The organism is Methylobacillus gramineus, assembly GCF_020532675.1.
GTDB classification, from domain to species: domain Bacteria; phylum Pseudomonadota; class Gammaproteobacteria; order Burkholderiales; family Methylophilaceae; genus Methylobacillus; species Methylobacillus gramineus.
On record NZ_JAJAVE010000003.1, the window covers coordinates 248,745 to 274,793 of the forward strand.

Genomic DNA, 26,049 nt, shown 5'->3' on the forward strand with positions numbered 1-26,049 from the left:
CTATTTCTCATAACCCAGATCGACGGGCATCCACACCCGTAACAATGAATGCAACCGTGTCAGATCAATCGGTTTGGCCAAATAGTCGCTCATGCCGGCTTTCAGGCATTGTTCCTGATCATCTTTCATGGCCTTGGCGGTAATGGCAATAATCGGCAAACGCTCGAAGCGGCTATCTGACCGGATGCGGCGTGTTGCTTCCAGTCCATCCATTTCCGGCATCATGACATCCATCAGCACCAGATCTATGCCTGGGGTATTGTCGAGTTTTGCAATCGCTTCCAGCCCATTGCGCGCCACTTCCACTATCATGCCTTTTTGCTCGAGCGCGCTGGTCAGGGCAAAGACATTACGTACATCATCGTCCACCAGCAATATGCGCCGTCCATCAAAGATACGTTCGCGACTGCGTATGGTTTTCAGCATATGCTGGCGCTCGCTGGACAGTTCAGATTCCACCTTGTGCAGGAACAGGGTCACTTCGTCCAGCAGGCGCTCCGGTGAGCGCGCGCCCTTGATGATGATGGAGCGCGAGTATTTCAGCAACTCCGTTTCTTCCTCTCGGGTCAGGTTGCGACCGGTGTAGACAATCACGGGCGGGAAGGCACAGATTTTCTCGGTCGACATGCGTTTCAGCAGTTCGCTTCCCTGCATGTCCGGCAATTTGAGGTCTATGATCATGCAGTCAAAAATGGTGGAATGCAGCAGTTCCAGTGCCTGTTCGCCAAACTCAACGGCGACAATTTCAACATCGGCGTCAGAAATCAATTCATGCACGCTTTCCCGCTGGCGTGCATCATCTTCTACCAGCAGTACCCGTTTGATTTTCTGCGTCAGCTTTTCTTCCAGACGTGAAAATACTTTCTTCAATTCTTCCAGTGTTGCTGGTTTCAGCGCATAACCAATCGCCCCCAGGTGTAGTGCAGCTTCTGCATGATCTGCGGCTGACACTACATGTACGGGGATATGCCGGGTATGCGCACTTTCCTTGAGTTGCTGCAACACGCTGAGGCCGGACTGATCTGGCAGGCGCATATCCAGCAGGATCGCCTGTGGCTGATAATGTGTAGCAAGATGCAAACCCTCTTCTGCAGTATGTGCCACCAGGCAGCGATACTGCATTTCGTGGGCCAGTTCGTACAGGATCCGCGAGAACGCCACCTCATCTTCAATCACCAGGACTGTGCGCTCTGAGGCTGAAATTTGATCCCTGTCATCGGGGAATGCCGGACCGCTGAAAGTGGTTGCCTGGGGTTCAGCTTGGTACTGGTGCTGTGCCGGGGCTTGCGTGACGGCGGCGACAGTGGACTTAGGGGGAGCGAGCTCGTCTTCCGGCTGTAATAGCAAGGTAGATGGTGCCCAGTCAGATGGTAAGGTGAGCGTAAAGGTGCTGCCCTGCCCAGGGCTGCTGCTGACGCTGATGCTGCCTCCCAGCAGTGTGGCCAGATTGCGGGAGATGGATAGTCCCAGGCCGGTGCCTCCATAACGGCGGCTTGAGGTGCCATCGACCTGGCGGAATGGCGCAAAAATGCTGTTGTGGAATGAGGCATCTATGCCTATGCCTGAGTCCTGCACCGCAAACGTCATATGACCGGCGCTATTGGTCTCGATGTTGAGGGTAATATGACCACGATCGGTAAACTTGATGGCATTGGCCAGCAGGTTCTTGAGAATCTGCTCCAGCCGCTGACGATCTGTGAATAGTTTGGCGGGTACCTCGGAGGCAACTGTGACGGTGAACCCCAGCTTTTTCTGCATGGCCAGCGGAGAGAAAATACTGTTGAGGGAGTCAGACAGGCTACTGATCGCGACATGCTCAGGTGCCAGTTCCAGCTTGCCAGCCTCCACCTTGGAAATGTCCAGGATGTCGTTAATCAGGTTGAGCAGATCATTGCCAGCCGAGTAAATGGTCTGGGCAAACCGCACCTGTTCTTCATTCAGATTGCCTTCACGGTTATCTGATAAAAGCTTGGCCAGAATCAGCGAGCTGTTGAGCGGAGTGCGCAGTTCATGCGACATATTGGCAAGGAACTCGGATTTGTATTGGCTGGCGCGCTCCAGGTCGCGCGCCCTGTCCTCCAGTTGATCTTGTACTTCTTTTAACGCCGCATTTTTTTGATCAAGGCTGAGAGCTTGTTCAGCCAGCCTATCGTTGGTTTGCTCCAGTTCTGCTTTCTGGTTTTCTAGCGTCGCCTGGGATTCCTCCAGTACGCGAGATTGCTCTTCCAGCTCTTCATTGCTGGTGCGCAACTCTTCCTGCTGTACTTGTAGTTCTTCGTTGAGCTGCTGGGTTTCCTCCAGTATGTCTTGCAGACGCTGGCGTGAAAGTGCCACTTCAATGGCGATGCTCAGATTGCCAGAAATCAGGGTGAGAAATTCAATATCGTGCGCTTGTAATGGTTTCAGGAAACCCAGCTCAATGACGCCATTGAGATGACCATCGTGCTTGAGCGGCACAATGGCCACGTGGTGCGGAATGGCACTGCCTAGCGCAGAGTTGATCTGGGTATAGTTCGCGGGTACATCGGTTAAATGAATGATGCGCTCCTCGGCCGCGCACTGACCCAATAAGCCCTGGTGATCATGCAGGGTGGCGTCTTTATCTTCCTGTTCCTTGCTGAAGCCATAGCTGGCAAAGCGACGCAGGGTGCCATGGTCGTCACGGATATAGATGGCACCTATTAATACGCCAACATAGCGCCCAAGAAAGTCCAGTGATGTACGTCCAAGCTGGGGTAAGGCTAATTGTCCAATGCCAAGTTCTGCCAGCGAAGATTGGCCCGCGCGTAACCAGGCCTGCTTTTGTAGGGTATCGGCGTGCTCTTGTTGTTGCGCCAGCACGTTTTCATAATTGCTAGAAAGTCCGAGCAGTTCACGGCGGCCAAAGTAACCTAAGAATCCGGTGAGCCCGAGCACAAAGATCAGATAAAACGTCAGTGAAAACTTGGTATTGTCACTGGCATTTTCATTACGGGTTTTGAGCAGACGTTGTTCAGAATCTACAAATGCACCGATTTCTTTACGAATTTCATCTATTTCCATCTTGCCACGACCGGAACGGATGGCAGAAGCATAATCCTTGCCCTGGCGACGTAACTCAATGACACTTTGCGCGTAAACACCCCATTGCGCTTCTTGTTCCATGATGCGTTTGAGGCGGTCAACCTGGACAGGATTATCGCTAACCAGCTCAATCAGGGTTGCAATCTCAGCCTGCAATTTGGGTTTGCCGAGTTGGTAAGGGGAGAGGAAACCTTCATCGCCACTGATGAGAAAGCCCCGCATGCCGCTTTCCAGATCGATCGTGAGCTTGGCAATTTCATTCGCCTTGCCTATCACGCGTTCTGTATGTTCTACCCAGGACATGGACGAAAGCAGGTTGGACACCAGGATAACGAACATCACCGCACTGGAGATGCCTACTCCAATCGGCAATAGAAGATTACGCCGGAGAATGCGCTTGAAGCTGGCCTGGTCGATATTCGTTTGCCCGGTCATGAGATTTCCTGCAATTTTTTCAGATGCAGTAGTTTAGCTTAAAAAACGGCTCAGGCTGGCCGATCCGGCGTCCCGATGGGCTCCAGTTGGCATCGCAAGCAGATGGAGGTGGATATATTGAGCGTTTGGTGGGGCATTGTGTGCATGATTCACACTGCCAGAACGCATGCATGGAGCGGCTGCTACGCCACCGATTAGTCTGTGTAACTCAGGGTAGATGCGCTTAACGCTTGTGACGGGTTATCGAGGTTGAGTGAGGGTTATTTCATGGCGCCGATGTTGGCACCAAGAGCCTGCATGCTACTGACTACGGCAGTTCTTTGTTCATGCGTGAGCGCAGAGAGTAGAGCATCCACTTTGGTGTAATAGTCCGGCATGACCTGATCGAGTTTTTGCTGGCCCACTGCCGTCAGCTTGATTTTAAGCTTGCGCCTGTCTTTGCGGTCAGTCAGGCGGCTGACCAGGCCCTCGTTTTCCAGTCCATCAATAAACCCCGTCATGGTGGCTTTGGTGACGCCCGCTTTTTCAGCTAATTCTGATGGCGATGAGGTCAGATTGTCTTCACGCAACAGCAATACCAATACCCACCAGCGGCCTTGCAACAAGCCGTGCTGAGCCAGCAGTTTATCCAGTGCATCGGAAATATCAGAAGCGGCACGGAGAATGTTGACGAATTCCCAGATCGCCTTGATATCGGCCTCCGGGTAACGTAGGGCAAACTTCTTGAGTGACTCAGAAGTCGGTAGCTCTTTAATGAGTAGCATGGTGTGGACTATAGTAGTTAGGTTCCAGAATGTTAGTCAATAGACTCAGCCTGAATACCTGATATTTTTTAGGGAATAAACCAACAATCTGATTCTACGAATAAATATCCAGTGTCACCTATGTCGATGAGATACGTTAACTGGCATTCACGATACAATTTCTGCCCCGTTGCTTGGCTTGGTATAGCCGTTTGTCGACTTGCTCGATGAATTGCAGCGCTGTGTCCTGATGGTTGGGCACTATGGTGTCCAGGCCCATGCTGATGGTGAGAATCTGGCTGATCGCGGATTGAGCATGGGGAATCTGTTCTTTGAACACTAGATTACGGCAGCGCTCAGCTACTATCTTGGCAGATTCTGCATCGGTCTCTGGAAGTACCAATACAAACTCTTCGCCACCAAAACGGGCAAAAAAATCACGCGCGCGCGAGGCCGCACTGGCCAACACTTTTGCTACCTGTTTCAGACATTCATCACCTTGAATATGGCCGTAGCAATCGTTGTATTGCTTAAAGAAATCGATGTCCAACATGATGATGGATAAGGGCTGGTTATTGCGTCGTGCATTGGCCCATTCAATTTCCATGATGGAGTCAAACATCCGGCGGTTGGCTACCCCGGTGAGCCCGTCCTTGAACGACAGTTCTTCCAGCTCTTTTTGCAGGATGAGCAGCTTTTCCTCGGTTTTCTTGCGTTCGCTGATATCAAACATGAAACCAATCAACGCTTCCACTTCTCCCTGTGTGTCACGCACCACATGGACCACATCACGGATCCAGACATACTCACCATCTTTGGTTAAAGCCCGGTAATCGGCTTCATGATCATGCCCGGCCTGGGATTGCGACACACAGAAATCCACTACCCATGCCCTATCTTCAGGGTGCATACGCTCAGCCCAGTCTTGTGCACTCACCCAGCTTGCAGGTGTCCAGCCAAGCAATAGCTCGATCTGGGGGCCAATATAGGCAAATGTCATGGTTTTCCAGTCTATTTTCCAGGGAATCGCATTGGTCGATTCCAGCAAGGTTTTATAGACAGCATGATCGGTATCAGCAGGTGTTGTCATTGCCATGGGTGTATTCATCAATCTAGGTAATGCGCCTAAAGTCTGTCAGTGGGTCGAAAAAGAGCGACATCTTAATCTGATGATCGTGAGTATCAATAAGCGAATAGCGTGCCATGTAATTTAACTCAGGTAATCCTTTGATATTAGGAAATATTCTTCTGGTATGTGATGCGTATGGCCAGCAATGGCTTATACGTCCTTACGCCATAAGATCAGGCGTCGACAATCGTGTTGAGAATCTGACAATCCTCTTTGCACGCTTGAGAGATATCTGCATGCTGTGATCTTGCCTATAGGGTCTGCTGACGGTTCGATAACAACAAGCCGGTGAGGATGGCAGCGATGCCGACGATGTGGAATAGAGCAAGCGATTCACCGAGAAACAGCATAGATAATAAACTGCCAAAAGCCGGCATCAGGTGGATGAATAATCCTGCGCGCGCTGCTCCGGCACGGGCTACTCCCATCATGTAAAGCGAGTAGGCGATGACGGAAGGAAAGATGCCGACATAGGCCAATGCCAGCAGGGAGTGCTGATTCCATATTGGGGATGCGCTATATGTCAGCTCCCAGATATACAAAGGTAGTAGGGCAATGATGGCGATGAGGATTTGTATGCCCATCAGCCCAATCCGGTTGATCTCGTTCGGGATACCACGTAGCCATAAGGTATACAGCGCCCAGCAGACCATGGCCAGGAAGATGATGAGATCGCCTGTTGAAAAATCCAGCGCCAGCAGGCGCTGCCATTCCCCATGCAGAATAATGGTGAGCACCCCGGCAAAGGAAATGGCCAATCCGCGTACCTGTAGTTTGCTAATACGTAACTGATAAAACAGCACGCCAAATAGCAGGATCAGGATGGGGATGCAGGAGTTAAGCAATATGCCATTGGTCGCAGTGGTGCTATGCAACCCCGTGTACACCAGCGTGTTGAAAGAGGCGACGCCCGCGATCGAGATCGCCAATATACGCCAACGATATTGACAGTATTGTGGCCAGTCGCGACGCATGGGCTGCCACGCAAATGGCAGGATGCAGGCAAAGGCAATGATCCAGCGTCCCAGGGAAAGCGTGAATGGCGGAATTTCGTTATGGACAGCGCGCCCAATGACAAAATTACCGGCCCAGAATAGTGGTGGCAGGATCAGAATAAACCAGATGCTGGTCTTAGCCAGCAGCGTGCTGCGAGTGATGTGATTCATCATGTCTTTATTCATGGATTCATGTTCCTGAATCTACACGAATTGGTTTCAATTCCCATTGGTTTGATTCTTTAGTTGAACCAGTCCTTCAGTACAACCGTGGACACGTCGAGAAAGGCGCGGAGTTTGACTGGAACAAAACGCTGCCTGGGATAGACCAGGTGCACAGGGTCGGCTTTGGCATGCCAATCGGGCAACACCCTGAGCAATTTGTCTTCTACCATTTCTGGCCGACAGACATAGCTCGGCAAAAGTCCCACGCCTCTGTTTGCCATCACCATCGCCCTTACTACGCCTATGCTGTTGACCATTCTGTTTCCTGGCATCGGGGTGGTGATGCTACTGCTATTGTTGGTGAGCGTCCACTCATCGCGACCAAGCGGTGTGAACTGCACACAAGGATGGTGGCGCAAGTCCTGGGGCATATTAAGCGTGGGTGCCGAGCTGAGGTATTCCCGGCTAGCAAACGCTGCCCAGCGTACATTGCCCACCTGCTTGGCGATCAGGCTGGAGTCACGTAGAGCGCCTGTCCGGATAGCCGCATCCACACTTTCAGCTACCAAGTCTACATAACGATCCGTCAGTAGCAGTTCCATTTCAATTTTAGGGTAAGCGTCCTGCACCCGGTTGACCAGGCTGGAAAGCAGGAAATCTCCCAGATCGGCAGGCGCAGTGATTTTTAACCTGCCTTGCGGTTCGTGAATGGTGGTGCTGATCGCGGCCTCTGCTTCCAGCATATAGCCCAGGCCAGTGGCGGCATGCTGGAAATATAGGCTGCCAGCTTCTGTCAGGCTGAGTCGCCTGGTTGTCCGTTGCAATAGGGTTACGCCTAATCGCTTTTCCAGCCTGGAGATTCTGGTGCTGATCGTCGATGTGGGTAGTTGCAGCTGGCGTGCTGCACCACTGAAGCTACCAGCCTGTACTACTTTGACAAAAACTGCGGTTTCGTTGAGATCCACTATTATCCCGTTTGTTGAAAAGTTATTTAGTATTTAACCATCTAGTTAAACAAATGTCTTCTCTCTATAGTGGAACCCATCGCAGCACTGAACCATAACAGGAGACAGACATGAAGAATCTAGCTTTCATCAAACGTAGCAATGGCAAGCACTGGGTCGGTGATGGTTTCCCCGTACAGAGTATTTTTTCATACCGGGATATTCATGAAGAAATGTCACCTTTCCTGCTCATGGACTATGCCGGCCCAACCAGCTTTGAGCCAACAGACCAACGTCGTGGGGTTGGCCAGCACCCTCATCGCGGTTTCGAGACCGTCACGATTGTCTATGACGGTGAGGTTTCCCACCATGATTCCACCAATGCGGGTGGCACCATAGGCACTGGCGACGTGCAATGGATGACCGCAGGCGCTGGCATCATCCATGAGGAATATCATGGAGAGGAATATGCAAAACGGGGTGGTGCATTTGAAATGATACAGCTGTGGGTCAACCTGCCTGCCAAGGACAAAATGACTGCGCCTGGATACCAGGGCATTGAGAGTGCGCAGATTCCCCAAGTGGCATTGGCCAATGACGGTGGCACTGTGCGAGTGATTGCCGGCGAATATGCGCAACAGTATGGCCCTGCACATACTTTCAGCCCAATGAATGTATGGGATGTGCGGTTAAAGGCAGGCAAAACCTTTTCGGTGCAATTGCCTGATGGATATACCACGGCCTTATTCATTCTGCGTGGCGCAGTGCGCATAGGCGATACCCATACCATCAGGCCTTCTGAGCTGGCGGTGCTGGAGCGCAAAGGTACTCAGATGGAAATTGAAGCTGTAGAAGATACCGTATTGCTGTTGTTGAATGGTCAGCCCTTGAATGAACCAGTGGTTGGGCATGGACCCTTTGTCATGAACTCCTGGGAAGAAATTGATCAGGCCGTATCTGATTACAACAACGGTAGATTCGTGACGGTAGCTGTGTAGTGTTTACTCCTGCCACTCCTTGGGTGGCAGGCCTTATCCTGCGGTGTGACCATCGCATATACATGATTAATTAATTGGAGAATCCCATGAATAAGCCTTACGTACGTCTTGATAAAAATGATGCAGTTGTGTTGCTGGTAGATCACCAGGCTGGCCTGCTTTCCCTGGTGCGCGATATCGATCCTGACAAGTTCAAGAACAATGTGCTTGCCCTGGCTGATATGGCAAAGTATTTCAATTTGCCTACCATTCTGACCACTAGTTTTGAACAAGGCCCGAATGGCCCTCTGGTTCCTGAACTCAAGGAAATGTTTCCAGACGCGCCGTATATTGCACGCCCTGGCCAGATCAACGCCTGGGACAATGAAGACTTTGTCAAAGCAATCAAGGCCACCGGCAAGAAACAACTGATTATTGCGGGTGTGGTGACTGAAGTGTGTGTCGCTTTCCCGGCGCTTGCTGCCATCGAGGAAGGATTTGAAGTCTTTGTCATCACCGATGCTTCCGGGACCTTCAATGCATTAACGCGTGATTCTGCCTGGGACAGAATGTCCAATGCCGGTGCCCAGCTGATGACCTGGTTTGGGGCTGCCTGTGAGCTGCACAGGGATTGGCGTAACGATGTTGAAGGCCTTGGCACATTGTTCTCCAACCATATCCCGGATTATCGTAACCTCATGACGGCTTTTAACACGCTGACTGCCAATAAATAGGCTGGTTAAATGATAAATGGTGCCGGGTGTCAGAGATGGTCCTGGTATCGTTAGATGATGTTGTCTGCTGCTTGTAGTGACAGCGGGGGGATTTCACTGCTGCTGGATCAGATAAGCATATTGATTTCACTATTTCACGCTAATATGCTCTGATCTGCAGCACAGCCCTTTTAAATTTAAGGAGCCTTACCATGCAAGCGATCGTCCGATCTTCCCTTGTTGCAACGCTGGTTTTTCAGGCATTTACCTTCCCTACAGCGATTGCTGATACAGCCAAGCCAGTCACTGAAGAGCTGGTGAATACCCTCACTCAACTTTCTGGCGGTCCCCATCCTGGCTTTCGTGCCAATCATGCCAAGGGTGTTGTTGCAGAGGGGCATTTCACGCCAGCGCCAACTGCTGCAGAGATAACCAAGGCTGACATTTTCAATCATTCCAATCCTGTCATTGTCCGTTACTCCAATGCCACTGGAGTGCCCAATATTCCGGACAATGATGGTGGTGCATTTCCTAAGGGTATCGCCATTCGTTTTCAGTTGGCTGATGACGCAATTGCAGACTTGGTCTGCATCTCGGTGAATGATTTTCCAGCGTCCACTCCAGAGGAGTTTCTTGGTCTTCTGCAAGCCATCGCGGCCTCGCAACAAAGCCAGGCCCAACCTAAACCCATCGAGACCTTTCTTGAGCAGCATCCAGCAGCCAAGCGGTTTGTGACCACCCCCAAGCTCTTGCCAGAGAGTTTTGCCACACAGAGCTTTTTTGGCGTCAATGCATTCAAGTTCATCAATGCCAAAGGTGAAACGCAGTATGGACGGTATCGGATTGAACCTGTCGAGGGTGCCAAATTCCTGAGTGCTGATGCAGCCAAGGCGGTAGCGCCTGATTATCTGATGCATGAGCTACCCAAACGCCTCAATCAGGCGGCCTATAGTTACCGCATTTCAGTGCAGTTGGCTGATGCGGGAGATGAGTTGAACAATGCCACAGTCATCTGGCCAGAAAGTCGGCGTGTGGTCGAGCTTGGCACACTGACAATAGACAAGTTCCGTCCGGATGGGGCTGCTTTTGAGAAAACCGTCATGTTCAGCCCACTCAATCTGGTGGATGGGATAGAGGCAAGCAATGATCCTATCCTGTTGGCAAGGCCGGGGGCTTACAGTGTCAGTTTTAGCCGCCGGATACAAGGGCGTTGATCGCCTGTTTATTTACTTGAAGCGCATTAAGCTTGGTATTGACTGGTGATGTGTAACTGAACAGCCAGAAATAAAAAAAGCCCAGAAACTGGGCTTTTTTTGTTGGCGCATTGCTACCCATTACAGCAATGATCCTCAATTAGCTCTGGGCGAGAAAGCCAGGAGTAACTCACGCCACATATACAATTGATCGCTATCCAGGGCGTATAGCTTCACCTACTCCTGAGCTGTGGATATCCTACGATTGATTTGGTTTCCCCCCTACATTTTTTATTCAATATGTTGACCATACTTCTCACATCAGACTTTCTGATAATTCATCTTTGAGGAGGTATTATGACAAGAACAGTGACCGGTTTATTTAAAGATCAGGCAAGCGCAGAGCGGGCTTATTTAAGTGCTACCGATGCAGGATATCGCGCTGACGAAATTGATGTAGTAATGTCGGAAGAAACGCGAGAGCGCTTTTATGGGAAAAACGCCACGCTGGAAACAGAAGTGGGCAATAAATCAGCGGAAGGAGCGGCCATTGGTGGTGCTATTGGTGCCTCGGCAGGCGCCATCGCTGCTGCAATCGCCGCGACTGGTACTGTGCTGGCTTTACCAGGGTTAGGATTGGTTATTGCAGGCCCATTGGCTGCCGCCATAGCAGGCGCGGGTGCTGGAGGCGTGGCTGCTGGTGTGGTGGGTGCATTGGTAGGATGGGCTATCCCTGAGGATAGACTGAAAGAGTATGAAGAAGGCGTCAACAAAGGGGGCATTCTTGTTGGTGTACGCTCCAGAACCGATGATGACTCCCAGCGGTTTGCAAAAGATTGGGAAGAAAATCGCGGATACAACATTTATTCCTGATCCGCATCGTCCATCTTGGGCAAAAAGCTCTCCATCTGGAGAGCTTTTTTATTGGGAATGAAGAGATAAAGACTCGTCTTTGATAATGCCCGCACATGATCTTTTTGATGATGTGCATGGCAGTATTTTAGAGTGAGATTATCCATATTGATTTTCCTACACCAAGAAGCTCTAGCCACCTACAACCTGTGCTTGCAAACGCTCCTAATATGGCCTTTCCAATAACCATATTTTTAGAAAGGCCATAGGAATGGGACATCAGGATAAAGTAGGCAAAAGCCAAGTGGCCGGTGCCGATGCAGCAGATAAGCAAAACGCTAATCTTAAGACAGAGGATCTGGAGCAATTTAAATCCGATGCGAGTGGCCAGGCATTGAGGACAAATCAGGGCGTCAAAATTGCAGATGACAAGAACTCTCTCAGAGCCGGGGCACGTGGCCCTTCATTGCTTGAAGACTTTATCCTAAGAGAAAAAATAACCCATTTCGATCACGAGCGTATTCCTGAAAGGATCGTCCATGCCAGAGGAGTGGCAGCCCATGGTTACTTTGAGTCCTATGCTGACCATTCAGCACTTACCAAGGCCGGATTCTTGAGTGAAAAAGGCAAGCAAACCCCGATTTTCGTCAGATTTTCCACGGTTCAAGGTCCCCGCGGTTCTGCCGACACGGTGCGGGATGTACGGGGTTTTGCGCTAAAATTTTATACAGATGAAGGTAATTTTGACCTGGTGGGGAATAATATTCCGGTGTTTTTCATTCAGGATGCGATTAAATTCCCTGATTTCGTTCATGCAGTAAAGCCGGAACCTCACAACGAGATTCCCACTGGTGGGAGTGCCCATGACACCTTTTGGGATTTTGTTTCACTGCAATCAGAATCAGCCCATGCCGTTATCTGGGCCATGTCTGACCGTGCCATTCCTAAAAGTTTGCGCACAATTCAGGGATTTGGCGTTCACACCTTCCGGCTCATCAATGGTGAAGGTGTTTCAAAATTCGTTAAATTTATCTGGACCCCAAAACAAGGCGTACTCTCATTGGTGTGGGATGAGGCGCAGAAGCTGGCTGGTAAAGATGCAGATTTCCATCGCCGGGATCTAGGTGAGGCCATTGAGCTAGGAAACTATCCAGAGTGGGAATTTGGGGTGCAGGTAATCGATGAGAGCGATGAGCACAATTTTGACTTTGATATCCTGGATCCGACCAAAGTGATCCCTGAGGAATTGGTGCCTATTACGCCACTAGGCAAGCTGGTATTAAATCGTAACCCTGATAATTATTTTGCGGAAACAGAGCAAGTCGCTTTTTGCCCGGGACACATTGTGCCCGGGATTGATTTTAGTAATGACCCACTGCTCCAAGGCCGACTTTTTTCCTATACAGATACGCAGTTGAGCAGGCTGGGAGGACCTAATTTTCATGAAATCCCGATTAATAAGCCTGTATGCCCTTTCCACAATAACCAGCGGGATGCATTGCATAGGACCACGATCAATAAAGGACAAGCCTCTTATGAGCCGAACTCGATTGATGGAGGATGGCCGCAGGAAACGCCACCGGCAGCAAAAGATGGCGGGTTTGAAAGCTATTACGAACGCATTGATGCACATAAAGTCCGGGAAAGGTCAGCATCGTTTCAAGATCACTTTTCTCAGCCCAGATTATTTTATAAAAGCCTGAGTACTACTGAGCAACACCATATTGCAGAGGCTTACAGCTTTGAGCTTGGTAAGGTCAAACGGAAATTTATTAGAGAAAGAGTAGTGAATGAGATTCTGGCTAACATTGATCTGAATCTTGCCCGTGAGGTTGCGCAACATCTGGGTTTGCCGCCTCCTGAGAAATCGAGTGTCAGTGTGCCAAAGTATAAATTTACGGAGTCCCCTGCATTAAGTCAGACCACGTTGGCTGCCGATAGCTTGCGAGGCAAGAAAGTCGCAGCCCTGTTATTTGATGGTGTGTCTGATCAGGATTTACAGGATGCACAAGCCTGGATGGAACAACACAAAGTGAAGTTAATGTTGCTAGGCCCATCTTCTGCTCCAGTCCATACCGGCAAAGGCAAGGAAATTGAAGTGGATGGTTCGTTTAAAGGTGAGCCATCCATTCTGTTTGATGCAGTCATCTTGCTCAATGTTCCAGGAGAGGTGCCTACGATTCTTAAAAATGGCGATGTTGTGTATCATTTGCTTGAGGCATACAAACATCTGAAACCGGTGGTGCTCACGGGTGAGTCTAGCCAGTTATTAAGTTCACTTCCTCTCAAAGAGGATGAAGGATTACTTCAGGGAGCTAGCTTTATGTCCGTGGAGAAAGCATTCAGCCAAGCACTTCTCACTCACCGGGTATGGGGCAGGGAGGGGCATGTGAGCCACATTCCTGCATAAGCGATGGTGCCTCAGCGAACGACATGCAGGAGCATATCGGTGAAGGTGAGTGCATTAGCCGGGGCCGATATACTTCTGCTGTTTATTTAATAAGGCGCTTGCTTATCCCAGCGAACCCATGTGGGCAATCTCAGCGGGATGCATGGCTTTCGTGTGCTTGATGCGACGACCATATTTTGCCGAATACATGGCATTGTCGGCATGTTTTAGAAGTTCCAGCTTGTCGTGTCCATGCTCGGGGTATAGAGCGATGCCGATACTGGGGCTGATGGTCAAGATGTGGTCACCCAGGGTGAAAGGCTCATTGAGCATATGGCGAATTTTCTCCGCCACCAGTTCCGCTTGCTCCGGCAATGAAATATGGGGCAACAGTACTACAAACTCATCCCCGCCTATGCGTGCGACAGTATCTGATTCGCGGATGGATAGCTTCAAGCGTGTCGCCACCTCTTGTAGTAATAAGTCTCCGATATCATGCCCTAGCGTATCGTTGACCTGTTTGAATTTGTCCAGATCAAGATACAGCAACGACAGCCCTTCTTGCGTGCGCTTTGCCGATGACAGTGCGGTGTCCAGGCGATCACACAGGAAGCCGCGATTGGGCAATGTGGTCAATTGATCATATTGTGCCATATGCTGCAGACGTGCTTGCAGTTGCAGGCGCTCGATTGCAGTCGCAATCTGGGTTGAGACGAACTGCAATAGCTCCTGATCCTGTTCGCTGTAACATACGCCGCCCAGATAGCTTTTGACCATCAGGACACCGATCATGCTTTTATGTGATTTGAGCGGGACGCCGAGCCAGCAGAGCAAATTTTCGTCCAGCACGGCTTGCCACTCATCGCGGCGGGTAGCGATCGTTTCTGGGGTCAATAGCAGCGGTTTTCCAGTGTGGATAATCTCTGCACAGAGCGTCCCTGCAGCAGGTTTGGATGGTTCACTTCTCAACTCGTCTTCATCCACCCGATATGGAAAACTGAGTTGGTCTTTATCCTTGTCGTAAAGCGTGACCGAGAAGTTATCTGCTGGCAGTAGAGTGCGGACAATTTGATGTATGCGTTGAAACAGCGCGATAAGGTCCTCGGCGGCGTATGCGGCTTCAGAAATCGAATAGAGCACTGCCTGCATGGATTCGGCGCGTTTGCGTTCGGTGATGTCACGCGCCACCCCAATGCGCAACTGGTCAGCTGGTGACCATCGCGCTGACCACATGATGTCGACGATTTTTCCGTCTTTGCGAATATAGCGATTCTCGAAATGTAGCTGGGGCTGACCGGTCATCACATCCCTGGCTGATTGCCTGGTCCGTTCACGATCTTCGGGTAGCACCATGTCGAACATGATCTTGCCTGTCATTTCTTCGGGGCTATAGCCGAAAATACGCTCACATGCCGCACTCGCAGAGACGATACGACCATCGGGGTCAACCGCAAAGACGGCATCCATCAAGAGGTCTATGAAGCTGGCAAGTGGTGCGTGTGATTTAATTTCCATAGTCGAATTATAGTGTATTAGATGGTCTGGGATGGATGAGATCATCGCCATCACGCATCACAAGCGCCATTTCCCTGAGTATCGGAAATCGATGTATCAAACTGAGGGGTACAAAGAAGCAAATCTTGTTTGCTAGCAGTCTATTTTTATTTTGGCTGAATACGGGAGGCGAGTAAAAAAGCCTTATTTTTGAGCGGGTAAGAGGGTTGGCGTATGCCTTCATGACATCTCTAACTCAAGCTAAGCTGTAGTGCGCGAGCCATTCCATTCTTGCAACTTTTCGTAAAAGTTATATTCTTACAATCAATAAAGCACGTTGCTTAGCGTGTTCCAGACGTGATTTTTCCACATTAAGAAAAATGAGGATTAATGCCTGCAGCCCTCCTCCCTCCCAATGAGAACGAACGTATTGCGATGCTGCATGCGCTTGCATTGCTAGATACTCCCGCAGAAGAAGTCTTTGATCGAATTACCAGGGTTGTGGCACATACCCTGCACGTTCCAATTGCGTTGGTTTCCTTTATCGATAGCGACAGGCAGTGGTTTAAATCCAAAGTGGGGATTGATGTGTCAGAAACCTCACGGGAGGTTGCCTTCTGTGCACACGCTGTTTACGAAACATCGTCATTAGTAGTGCCAGACGCGACTCTGGATGCACGGTTCTCAGATAATCCTTTTGTGACGGACGCCCCCAATATACGGTTTTACGCCGGTATTCCGATCACAACATCAGGAGGGCTGGCGTTAGGCACTTTGTGTGCGGTTGACGATAAACCAAGACAATTAAGTGATGAACAATTCCAAGTACTCTCTGATCTTGCATTTCTGGTCAGTAAGGAGATTCAGTTACGTGAAAGCTTAGCTGTCACCAGGCTAGACCTAAAAGCCTCTGAACAGGGGCTGGAAGCCAGTCAGGCAAGGTTTCGCACCATATTTGAAAGAGCGGCTGTAGGGATCGCGCTTATTGCACCCAATGGCGGTTGGTTAAGTGTGAATGATGAGCTGTGCCGGATTGTGGGATATAGCCAGGATGAGCTTTTGCAACTCACCTTTCAGGACATCACCTATTCTGAAGATCTGAATACTGACTTGAGTCTCTTGCATCAGCTTTCTGAAGGCGAGATAGATCGCTACCAGTTGGAAAAAAGATATATTCGTAAAGACGGCAAATTGGTCTGGATCAACTTGAGTGTGACCAAGCAATTAAGCAATAAAGGCGAGCTGGAGTATTTTGTTTCCATCGTGAAGGATATCCAGGCAGTCAAAGAAGCCGAGCATTCTTTGATGGAGTTAAGGCTGGATCTGGAAAACCGGGTTGCTGTACGTACTCTTGAGCTGAGGGAGTCCAATGAGATGCTGTCTCATGCCATGAGCTTACAAAAGCAATCCGAGGATGAGCTAAGAAAGCGCGAACTGGAACTGCGCATGGTGATTGAAAATGCCAATGATGCCTACATTTGCATTGATCAGGAAGGGATCGTCAGCGCCTGGAATCATCAAGCGGAAGAAACCTTTGGCTGGAGTGCCATGGAAGCGATCGGGAAGAAAATGGATTACCTGATTATCCCGCAGCATCTGCATCACGCTCACCATCAAGGCATGGATAGATATTTGCGCACGGGTGAAGCCGCAGTATTGGGCAAGCGGGTTGAGCTTTCTGCCGCATGCAAAGATGGCCGGATTATCCCGGTGGAAGTCAGAATTACCGCTCTGGAGATTGATGGGCAGACGATATTTAGCGCATTCCTACATGATATTAGTGAGCGGAAAGCCATCGAAGCCACAAGAGAGCATGAGGCCAGGCATGACGCATTAACCGGCCTGACAAATCGACGAGGTTTCGCTGAAATACTCCCCCATGCCATGGCGAGATCGGATCGCAACATGCACGCGATGGCTCTGCTCTTTATTGACCTTGATGGGTTTAAGCAGGTGAATGACACATTTGGACACGATGCTGGAGATTTACTGTTAAAAGAGGTGGCTCAGCGTTTCAACACCACTGTCAGGCAAACCGATGCGGTGAGTAGATTGGCTGGAGATGAGTTCACCATTCTGCTAGAGCCCATTTCTGGAGATCAATCCTCAGTGACAGCTGTCGCCCATAAAATATTGGATGCCCTGAGCACCCCCGTATTGTTAGGCCGGAACGCCATTCATATAGGTGCCAGTATCGGCATTACTATGTATCAACCACGTTCCAGTAAAACTGCGGATGAGATGGTCAAGGCAGCGGACAACGCCATGTATGAAGCCAAGCGTCGCGGAAAAAATCAGTTTCAAGTGAGTGTCTGATATCCCTGCCGTTACACTTGCTAAATTGCCTCTCGGCCACTAGGGTCTAATGCCTGGTGTTTACTGTCATATTCAAGGCGAGATACTTCTATCTTGGGCCATTCACTGACCATCCAATCGACCAAGGCCTGAACCGGTACCAGAAACTCCCGACCACGGTCAGTGAGGGTGTATTCCACGCGCGGCGGCACTTCGGGATATAAGTGGCGAGTGACGATGCCATCCCGTTCAAATTGTCGCAAAGTCGTTGAGAGCATTCTTTGTGATATGCCATTTACCTCGCGACTCAATTCAGAAAATCGCAGGCAATGGTTATCCGCCTTCGCCAGTGAGACCATAACTAACATGCTCCATTTATCACCCAGTCGTGATAATAGATCACGAAATGCACAATTTTTGTGGGATTGGAGTGAAGAATTATCTGTATCTTTTAGCTCACTTCGCATGACTTACCTTTATGTAACCAGCTAAACAAAAAGTGCGTTCTTGTTTTCAATTAAGTAACTATATAGCATCTAGTTACTTTTTAATACTATTGGGAAAGACAAGATGGCACATACTGTCCTGCACATTAATAGCAGTCCGCTTGGTGATCATTCCGTATCACGCAAGCTCACGGAAAATCTTCTGACCGAACTTAAGAAAAAGCACCCAGACACCCTGGTTATCACAAGAGATTTAGTCTCCTCTCCTTTGCCCCATTTAAGTGACATTACCGTAGGCGCTTTTTTTACACCCCCGGAGCAGCGGAATGATGCTTTAAATGCAGCATTAGTATTATCCGATGAGCTGATCGATGAGTTATTCGCTGCAGATGTAATCGTGATTGGCGCACCCATGTGGAATTTTGGTATCCCTTCCTCACTCAAAGCATGGATTGATCATGTTGCTCGTGCAGGGCGTACATTTACATACGGTGCTGCAGGGCCAGAAAGTCTTCTCCCGCCTGGTAAAAAAGTCATCATTGCATCTGCCCGTGGCGGTATATATAGCTCTGGACCCATGAAAGTGATGGATCACCAGGAGTCTTATTTGAGAGCCATCCTGGGTTTTATCGGCCTGCATGATGTATCCATTATTCGGGCTGAAGGGGTAGCAATGGGGGAGGAAGCAAAACAAGCCGCATTAGGATCAGCAGGGGTGCAGCTGGATGAGGCAATCACACACATTACCACGTAGCTTTCATCCTTGTTATATTGAATTAAAAGCGATGGTGTTAATACAACTGCTCATTGCTAAAAAGTGAATGAAAAAGGCGAATCCACCTAATAACACTTTAGGTGAGACTCGCCTTTTTAGAAGCATAAACGCTAAAAGTTAAAAAGCGTATTTGAAGGTGAGCATCGCATTGCGCGGTTCGCCGTAATAGCCTGAATTATAAAAACCAATATTCGTGTAGTACTTTTTATCGAATACGTTGTTGATATTCAGGTTGGCAGACAGTTGCTTGCTGAGTTGATAACGCGCCATGATATCCACTACGCCGTAAGCTGATTGTGAGAATTCCTCAGTGCGTGCTGCCCTGCGGTTGGTGAGTATTTGCCAACCCTTACTTTGCCAGCGTCCACCGCCGCCTATCGTCAGTTTGTCCAAATTGCCTGCAAACTTATAGCTACTGAACAGTGTGAACTGGTTCTCTGGCTCCCAGGTGGATACCTTGTTGCCATTGTCATCTCGGATTACCTTGTGGGTAAATCCGGCCTGTAATTGCCAGCCTGGTGCCAACTGTCCGGAGATCTCGGCTTCATAGCCCTTGGTCTTGGCTTTAAGGGAGGTGTATGCATCGGTGATGGCAGGATTGGTCGGGTTGCTGTTGTAGGCACGGTCCGATTCAGGTCGATTGTCTTGATGCACTTCAAAATACGCCAGGCTGGTATTCAATGCGCCATTGAAGAACTCGCCCTTGAGGCCTGCTTCGTAATTCTGGCCCTCGTTTGGCTCTAGCAATTTATTGTCGCGGCTGCGGTAATAGGTTTGCGGCATGAATATATCGGTATAACTGGCATACAGGGCATAGTTCTGGTTCAGTTTATACACAGCTCCCAGGTAGGGGACGACTCTGCCTGATTCACGCGACTCTTCATCGGGGTTAGCGAGGTGATAGCTGGCAACACGCGTGCCTACCAACAATGATAGGGCATCTGACACATTGAATCTGCCAGTGACATACGCCCCAGTCTGCTTGACGACTTCATCCTTGCGACTGCTCACAGGGCCCCAGTTTGGCTCTGTAATATTGCCATTCCATGCGTAGATGTCCGGGACAAGGTTATTGATGTAAGCCGGGTTCCAATAATCCTTGCCCGTCCAGTGGGAGCGAGAGGCAGAAGCACCCACTACCAGCTCATGGGTACGCCCAAACAAGTCAAATGGCCCGCTTGCATATGCATCCAGAGAATTGCTTTTGGTCTGGCCTGTATATTTGTTGGCCCAAATGGCCGCTGTGCCGTCAGGGTAGGGGAAATCGCCCTGAATCGAGCCCAGTGGTGCATCATAGGCATTGGTCTGGTGGTTAAACTGCAACTTGCCTACCCAGCCATTATCGAAGCGATGTTCCAGCGTAGAAAACACGGTACGGGTTTCCTGCTCCCAACGGCTCCACTTGGCACCATTGTTGTATGAGCGCGGAAAGGAATTACTGCCCCCCGTCCTATTGAAGAGCGGGAAGCTACCTGACCAGCCTGATCCCCTGGGGTCATTATTTTGGTAGTCTGCGCCTACAGTCAGCAAGGTGTTAGGGCTAAGGTCGAACTCCAATATTCCGTAGAACACGCCTGTTTTGCGTTCGTAATGATCCATAAAGGATTGCCTGTCCTGATACGTCATGACAGTTCTACCGCGTACATTGCCACTCTCGGTCAATGGTCCGCTTACATCCAGTTGCGTGCGATAGTTATCCCAGGAGCCAGCACCCACCGTGAACTCACCCCGAAATTCTGCGGTAGGCTTTTTCCTAACCAGATTAATGGTGGCACCTATTGAGCCTGCTCCTGTCAGCAATCCTGTCGCGCCTTTCAATACCTCGACCCGGTCATAGATCGCCATATCGCTCAGCGTTTGTCCGGCGGAATAAGCCGCGTTGCGTAATGAGGGAATACCATCGTACTGGAAATTCTCGACGGCAAAGCCGCGCGCCCAGTAATTGGTACGTTCAGTGTCATAGTGCGAGACTGTGATACCAGGGGTATGTCGCATCACATCATCGATGGAGTTCAGGTTGAAGTCATCAATATGCGCCCTGGTGACCACGGTGATGGATTGCGGGGTTTCAATGGGTTTTAATACCAACCTGGTTGCCGTTGCAATGGTGCCTGGCGTATATGATCCGGTATCTTCCGTAATTGCCCCAAGCTGATTACTCACTACCTTCAGCTCAGGCAAGACAGATGCCCCTTTGTTTGAAGCATGCTCGATGTTATCTAGAGGTTTTAAGCTGTAACTGCCATCCAGTTGCTTGACCGCCTGTAGCGCTGTGCCTTGGAGCAAGACAGCCAAGCCTTCTTGTACAGTGTAATCACCCTTTAAGCCCTGACTGTTCAGATTGTTGGTGGTGGATGTTGGGTATGACAACAAGATACCTGCGTGCCTGCCAAAACTGGTAAGCGCTGATTCTAGCGTACCGGCTGGAATGTCATATTGTTTCTTGGCATTATCTGCTTGCTTGGTTTCAGCCGCAGCTGCATTCATGGGAGCGACACTGTAGATAAAGGTGCTGGTGAGTGCAGTCATGCTGAAAAGGCTGGCTACTGCAACAGAAATAGCCTTGGATTTGACTGAGATGGGTAACGAATTGGTAAACATTCAGGGTTCCTGAAGAAATGGATTGATGTGGTGTTCATCCTCCATGTCTCTTGAGAATAGGAATCAGCCCACTTTTCTCAAAATATTTTTTTAAAGGGCTTTTCTTTAAAGGGGAAGACCAGGATGCGCTCATGCAAGCTTGCATTTGACCAACTATGGGAATAACTGGACTAGGCAGAAAAAAGGTGACCTTACCTGATCTCAAGCAGGCAGCAGGGTGACCCAATATCGAGTAATGTATTGCATCTTCACGGGTAAAATATTGGTCAGGTTTTTCAGGATCAGATCCGTATCTTGTAGCGGAAAGGATCCCGAAATCCTCATATCTGAGAGCGCTGGATCACAGCGGATTACGCCCTTGCGGTGACGATCAAGTTCCAATAGAAAATCTCCAAGACGCATATTGCTGGCCACAATCATGCCATCTACCCAGGCAACACTACTCTCGCTCACTGGCTTGATATTGCCCAGGGTGTTTTCATTGAAGATGAGAAACTCGCCTGGCATCACTATGCTTTCTTGATCAGGGAGTGCAGCCGCGCGCACTGCCACTCTACCTTCAAACACACCAACCTGACTAAAGTCTTTATCTAGTTTTACATGGAAACGTGTGCCTAAAGGCTGCAAGTTTCCGTGTCGCGTAGCCACCAGCATGGGCCGGCCTTGCGCATCCTTGGCGGTTGCTACCAGGATTTCACCTTTTAACAACTCAATATACCGATGCTGATGAGTGAAACTGATATTCACCGCACTATTTGTATTCAGCATCAGGCGTGTGCCGTCGGCCAATATCAGCGTTCTATATTCGCCTACCTCTGTATTTTCATCAGCCCGCCAACTATGCCACGCATCGGTTTCGGTCATTATCCAACCGCTACCACTGGCAAATATGACGATAGATAAAGCTTTAAGGGCGCGGCGACGGCCTGAGGATTGAGGCCTTGTGATGGCAACTTGCGCCATGGCGCTACCAATCGCGGTTGAGGCTCCGGTGAGGCTGGCATTTACTTCGGCAATTCGTTGCCATGCACGTTGATGATCAGGATGTTGACTCAGCCACTCAGCAAACTGCTGCTGCAATATGGCATCGTTGGAGTTATTGAGCTCTACCATCCATTCCACAGCCTTTTGTGCAACAAGAGGAGGAATGGATCTAGGGTCTATTGAGGTGCCGTGACTCATATGGATTTAATCAACACTGTTTGCGAAATAGCATTGAGTGCCTGCCCGCACTAGATATCGTTTCACTGTGGTCACCGAAATATCGAGTAATTCTGCAATCTGTCCATGCCCCAGGCCATCCAGTTGGGAGTATAAAAAGGCCCGCTTCACGGGTAATGGCAGTCCATCCAGTAAATGATCGATGGTGAGAAGGGTTTGGAGCAGGATGGCGCGCTCTTCGGGAGAAGGGGCTGTCGCTTCTGGCATTTGTAAAAGCGTTAATTCATAGGCTCTTTCAATTTTCTCCCTACGCCAGTAATTACTTAAGACCCGTTGTGCGACGGTGAGCAGAAACGCTCTTGGCTCCTGCATAACGGCTAATTCCTGCTTAACCATCAAGCGCAAAAATGTGTCATGAGAGAGGTCTGCTGCAAGATGCGTACATCCCAGTTTCTTTCTTAGCCACGCATGTAACCAGCTATGGTGTGCCCCATATAAGTCAGCCAGTTGCTTCCCTGTCGCTTGCAAATCAGATCCCTTGAGAATGTATATAAATAATAATTATTATCATTCTAGTGATTGTCTTCATAAAACTCAATTTATGAATGACCGGCTTACTGCTTCAAGGGTTTAAAAAATGAAAGCTTGTTTGTAGAGCTAAGTTTAGCTGTACAAATAATGATGTTGGCTTGTGAATGTAAGCCAGTATGCGTTCAGCTTAGAATAGCCAATTTAGGCCAAACAGCTTTTGCCGCATTGCAATCCCAATGCCATAAGTGCTAAAACCATCACAGTCCTGAGCAATGGATCGCTATTCTCTTTTCAACAAAATAGTGATGAGTAACGTTGAGTCAGTAACTGCCTTCACTGCATGAGGTTCTCCATCTTTTAGATAGGTCAGCGTGTTGGCTGTCAAAATCTGCGAGCGATTCCCGGTTGTCAGCTCCACTGTACCTTCGAGGCATTGGATGATGATGGCACCAGCAGCGGTATGCTCGGGAGTCAGCTTGCCTGCTTTCAGTGCGAAGCGAAACACCTCCAGATGGCTTTCACGGATCAATGTTGCAGAAGTGGCCGTATCAAAATTGGCTCCAAAGGGGCTGATGTCGATGATATCGCCTGGTGCAAAGTGCTGAATACTCATGAGTCACTCCTCCGTTGTGGTGAGACAAGATTAATCCTTGCGCAGGAAAGTCGGTTTTCTGAACAAGGTCAGTGCAATCTGGCTGGCAATTGATAATGCGCCGATGATGAAGACAACATCGCCAAAGGTTCTTACCCAACGCAAGGTTTGCATATGCGACTGCTGCATAAAGGCTTCGCTGCGTGCATACCACAGGCCTTCATTGAAACTGGCCTGGAATTGCAGGACACCTATTGGTAGCAGACTGGTGAAGATCATCAGTAGCAAGCCGATATTGAGTGCCCAGAAACCCGGCTTCATGAGGTTTTCATTAAATACGGCTTGTGGTTGGATATAGCGTAGCACCAGCAAGGTAAAGCCGATGGCGAGGAAGCCATACACCCCGAACAGGGCGGCATGTGCATGGACTGCCGTGGTGTTGAGTCCCTGGATATAGTAAAGAGAAATCGGCGGATTGATCAGGAAGCCAAATACCCCGGCCCCCAGCATATTCCAGAATGCTACTGCGGCGAAGCAGCATAGCGGCCAGCGCAGGTTGTTAAGCCACTCGGCGCGGGTATGGATATGCCAGTTATGCCAAGCTTCATGCCCCAGTACCAGTAAAGGTACTACCTCCAGTGCACTGAAACTGGCCCCTATCGCCATGACAGGCGTTGTCGTACCGGAAAAGTACAGGTGATGGAAAGTGCCAGGAATGCCGCCGACCATGAAAAGAGAGGCCGAGGCCAGGCTGGCGGTGGTGGCCATGGTGCGCGACACGAGGCCAAGCGACATGAATATATAGGCCAGTGCTGCGGTAGCAAATACCTCAAAGATACCCTCTACCCACAGATGTACCACCCACCATCGCCAGTATTCCATGACGGATAGATTGCTGTGTTCGCCATAAAACAGGCCGGAGCCATAGAACAAGCCAATGGCAATGACCGATGCAGTGAGCAAGGCCAGCAGGTTTTTGTCACCATCGTGCGCCTTCAAAGCTGGCACCATGCATCGCAACATCAGGCCCAACCACAATAATAGGCCTGCGAATAATGCAACCTGCCAGAATCGGCCAAGATCGATGTATTCATAACCCTGGTGACCGAACCAGAAATTAAACTGGATGGGCAATAGATTGGCAATCGCCGTATATTGACCCAGGAAAGAGCCTGCAACCACAATCAGTAACGCTACGAACAGGATATCCACGCCGAGTTTCTGATAAGCGGGGTCACGGCCTCCATTGATGAGTGGTGCAAGGAATAAGCCAGCAGCCAGGAAGCCTGTCGCTATCCAGAATAAGGCGCTCTGGATATGCCAGGTACGGGTGAGGGAATAGGGAAACCATTGGGACACATTAATGCCATAGAACTCCTGTCCTTCCACGGTGTAATGCGCGGTAAAACCGCCAACCATTACCTGAAATACTAGCAAGACAGCGACGATGAGGAGGTATTTACCTAATGCCTGTTGAGAGGGCGTGAGTTTGAAACTGGTGATGGGATCGAGCGTGCCTGCGACAGGCTCAACATCATCTTCCTTGCGCAAGATTGACCAGCCTAATACCAGAAAACCTATTCCTGCCAGCAATAGCACCACGCTAGCCATTGACCAGATGATATTTTCGCTGCTGGGCTGGTTCGCAATCAGCGGTTCATGAGGCCAGTTATTAGTGTAGGTGACCTTGCTATCAGGGCGTTCAGTGGCCGCTGCCCAAGAGGTCCAGAAAAAGAAGTAAGCCAGTTTCTCCCTGTTTTTCGCATCCGGCAGCGTGTTGTCCTTCATGGCAAATGCGATACGGGTTTGCTTGAGGGGCGCAGCATCGGAAAATAACGCGTCGTAATAGGATGCAGTCTGTTTAACGGCCTCTGCACGTCGTGGCGTCAGGTGTAATGTGCCTGTTGCATCTAGATGGTTGCCTCGGTATTCCTGTTTGAGCAGTTCACGCAAACCCGCTTGGTTGACGGCATTAAGGTCACGGTAAGGTTTCTGAAAAGTATCCTGAGAAGCAATATCAAGCCAAGCCATTAGTTCACGGTGCAGCCAGTCGGCTGACCAATCAGGAGCCTGATAAGCCCCATGTCCCCAGATCGAACCAATCTGCATACCGCCGATGGATTGCCAATGAGATTGACCCTCGAGGATATCACCCTGGGTGAATGCAATACTCTGGTCATGACTGACGACGCGTTCAGGGATTGGAGGAGCCAGACGGTAAATTTCGGTACCGTAGTAGCCCAAGATGCTGAAGGTGAAAATCAGCACAGCAATGAGGATGAACCAGAGTCTTTTGTAGCCTCCCATGAACTTCTCCTTTTGATCGGCTGGATGACCTGCGGGGATAAAACCTTTGAAGTCACTATACCATTATTAGATCATGGTTAATATGACCCAATGATGAGGCGTGTGAGTGCTTCAAAATCTGTCTATCTCAGATTAAGGCTATATTCACTAAGATGAGCCATGACGATGTGTGTCAAATGACAGTATTGATTTAGACAGCTTGCGAACGCGGACTGTGGAGTGAAAAATAGTCTGCTTGATGCAGCAGCG

The 26,049-nt window shown here is 49.6% G+C and carries 20 protein-coding genes; 7 read left to right on the forward strand and 13 right to left on the reverse strand.

The features are described 5' to 3' along the window. The 5 genes from LG201_RS11750 to LG201_RS11770 all read right to left on the reverse strand — a co-directional run bounded on the left by LG201_RS11750 (nucleotide 1) and on the right by LG201_RS11770 (nucleotide 7,495). The gene (locus LG201_RS11750; protein ID WP_226772395.1) at nucleotides 1-3,498 is read right to left on the reverse strand and encodes a response regulator; all 3,498 of its coding nucleotides are present in this window, start codon (nucleotides 3,496-3,498) and stop codon (nucleotides 1-3) included. A gap of 260 nt (nucleotides 3,499-3,758) precedes the next feature. Continuing rightward, on the reverse strand, nucleotides 3,759-4,262 hold the full coding sequence (locus LG201_RS11755; RefSeq protein WP_226772396.1) for a MarR family winged helix-turn-helix transcriptional regulator: 504 nt from the start codon (nucleotides 4,260-4,262) through the stop codon (nucleotides 3,759-3,761). Between the two features lie 136 nt (nucleotides 4,263-4,398). After that, nucleotides 4,399-5,337 (reverse strand): GGDEF domain-containing protein, encoded by a 939-nt coding sequence (locus LG201_RS11760; protein WP_226772397.1) that lies wholly within the window; start codon nucleotides 5,335-5,337, stop codon nucleotides 4,399-4,401. Between the two features lie 284 nt (nucleotides 5,338-5,621). Beyond that, entirely contained in the window at nucleotides 5,622-6,551 is a 930-nt protein-coding gene (locus tag LG201_RS11765) for a DMT family transporter (RefSeq protein ID WP_226772398.1), read from the reverse strand. Between the two features lie 56 nt (nucleotides 6,552-6,607). Continuing rightward, a complete protein-coding gene (locus LG201_RS11770) occupies nucleotides 6,608-7,495 on the reverse strand; it encodes a LysR family transcriptional regulator (RefSeq protein WP_226772399.1) in 888 nt (295 codons plus the stop codon). 110 nt (nucleotides 7,496-7,605) lie between these two features. Here LG201_RS11770 and LG201_RS11775 point away from each other — a divergent pair, with 110 nt between their 5' ends. The 4 genes from LG201_RS11775 (at nucleotide 7,606) to LG201_RS11790 (ending at nucleotide 11,230) form a co-directional block, all read left to right on the forward strand. Further along, entirely contained in the window at nucleotides 7,606-8,472 is an 867-nt protein-coding gene (locus LG201_RS11775) for a pirin family protein (protein ID WP_226772400.1), read from the forward strand. 86 nt (nucleotides 8,473-8,558) lie between these two features. Continuing rightward, nucleotides 8,559-9,185 (forward strand): isochorismate family cysteine hydrolase YcaC, encoded by a 627-nt coding sequence (gene ycaC, locus LG201_RS11780; RefSeq protein ID WP_226772401.1) that lies wholly within the window; start codon nucleotides 8,559-8,561, stop codon nucleotides 9,183-9,185. Nucleotides 9,186-9,376: 191 nt separating this feature from the next. Then, entirely contained in the window at nucleotides 9,377-10,378 is a 1,002-nt protein-coding gene (locus tag LG201_RS11785; protein WP_226772402.1) for a catalase family peroxidase, read from the forward strand. 336 nt (nucleotides 10,379-10,714) lie between these two features. Next, a complete protein-coding gene (locus tag LG201_RS11790) occupies nucleotides 10,715-11,230 on the forward strand; it encodes a hypothetical protein (RefSeq protein ID WP_226772403.1) in 516 nt (171 codons plus the stop codon). On the opposite strand, the gene LG201_RS11795 is transcribed toward LG201_RS11790, so the two are convergent. After that, nucleotides 11,221-11,376 (reverse strand): hypothetical protein, encoded by a 156-nt coding sequence (locus LG201_RS11795; RefSeq protein ID WP_226772404.1) that lies wholly within the window; start codon nucleotides 11,374-11,376, stop codon nucleotides 11,221-11,223. The two genes, LG201_RS11790 and LG201_RS11795, sit on opposite strands and share 10 nt — an antisense overlap. Before the next feature lie 104 nt (nucleotides 11,377-11,480). On the opposite strand from LG201_RS11795, the gene katE reads away from it, so the two are divergent. Next, on the forward strand, nucleotides 11,481-13,619 hold the full coding sequence (gene katE / locus LG201_RS11800; protein WP_226772405.1) for a catalase HPII: 2,139 nt from the start codon (nucleotides 11,481-11,483) through the stop codon (nucleotides 13,617-13,619). Nucleotides 13,620-13,721: 102 nt separating this feature from the next. Here the strand turns inward: katE and LG201_RS11805 are convergent, their stop codons facing one another. Beyond that, nucleotides 13,722-15,113: a sensor domain-containing protein gene (locus LG201_RS11805; RefSeq protein WP_226772406.1), complete on the reverse strand. Its 1,392-nt coding sequence runs from the start codon at nucleotides 15,111-15,113 to the stop codon at nucleotides 13,722-13,724. Nucleotides 15,114-15,482: 369 nt separating this feature from the next. Here LG201_RS11805 and LG201_RS11810 point away from each other — a divergent pair, with 369 nt between their 5' ends. After that, the gene (locus LG201_RS11810) at nucleotides 15,483-17,408 is read left to right on the forward strand and encodes a PAS domain S-box protein (protein ID WP_226772407.1); all 1,926 of its coding nucleotides are present in this window, start codon (nucleotides 15,483-15,485) and stop codon (nucleotides 17,406-17,408) included. A gap of 20 nt (nucleotides 17,409-17,428) precedes the next feature. Here the strand turns inward: LG201_RS11810 and LG201_RS11815 are convergent, their stop codons facing one another. Then, entirely contained in the window at nucleotides 17,429-17,854 is a 426-nt protein-coding gene (locus LG201_RS11815) for a winged helix-turn-helix transcriptional regulator (RefSeq protein WP_226772408.1), read from the reverse strand. Between the two features lie 103 nt (nucleotides 17,855-17,957). On the opposite strand from LG201_RS11815, the gene LG201_RS11820 reads away from it, so the two are divergent. Further along, nucleotides 17,958-18,587, forward strand: a complete 630-nt coding sequence (locus LG201_RS11820; RefSeq protein ID WP_226772409.1) for an FMN-dependent NADH-azoreductase — start codon at nucleotides 17,958-17,960, stop codon at nucleotides 18,585-18,587. Nucleotides 18,588-18,725: 138 nt separating this feature from the next. Here the strand turns inward: LG201_RS11820 and LG201_RS11825 are convergent, their stop codons facing one another. From LG201_RS11825 to LG201_RS11845, 5 genes are all read right to left on the reverse strand, one after another. Beyond that, the gene (locus tag LG201_RS11825) at nucleotides 18,726-21,209 is read right to left on the reverse strand and encodes a TonB-dependent siderophore receptor (protein WP_319006055.1); all 2,484 of its coding nucleotides are present in this window, start codon (nucleotides 21,207-21,209) and stop codon (nucleotides 18,726-18,728) included. A 201-nt stretch (nucleotides 21,210-21,410) separates the two neighbouring features. After that, the gene (locus tag LG201_RS11830) at nucleotides 21,411-22,391 is read right to left on the reverse strand and encodes a FecR domain-containing protein (RefSeq protein ID WP_226772410.1); all 981 of its coding nucleotides are present in this window, start codon (nucleotides 22,389-22,391) and stop codon (nucleotides 21,411-21,413) included. Nucleotides 22,392-22,397: 6 nt separating this feature from the next. After that, the gene (locus LG201_RS11835; protein ID WP_226772411.1) at nucleotides 22,398-22,898 is read right to left on the reverse strand and encodes a sigma-70 family RNA polymerase sigma factor; all 501 of its coding nucleotides are present in this window, start codon (nucleotides 22,896-22,898) and stop codon (nucleotides 22,398-22,400) included. Nucleotides 22,899-23,181: 283 nt separating this feature from the next. Continuing rightward, a complete protein-coding gene (locus LG201_RS11840; protein WP_226772412.1) occupies nucleotides 23,182-23,514 on the reverse strand; it encodes a cupin domain-containing protein in 333 nt (110 codons plus the stop codon). A gap of 30 nt (nucleotides 23,515-23,544) precedes the next feature. Next, the gene (locus LG201_RS11845) at nucleotides 23,545-25,800 is read right to left on the reverse strand and encodes a nitric-oxide reductase large subunit (protein WP_226772413.1); all 2,256 of its coding nucleotides are present in this window, start codon (nucleotides 25,798-25,800) and stop codon (nucleotides 23,545-23,547) included. Nucleotides 25,801-26,049 lie beyond the last annotated feature (249 nt).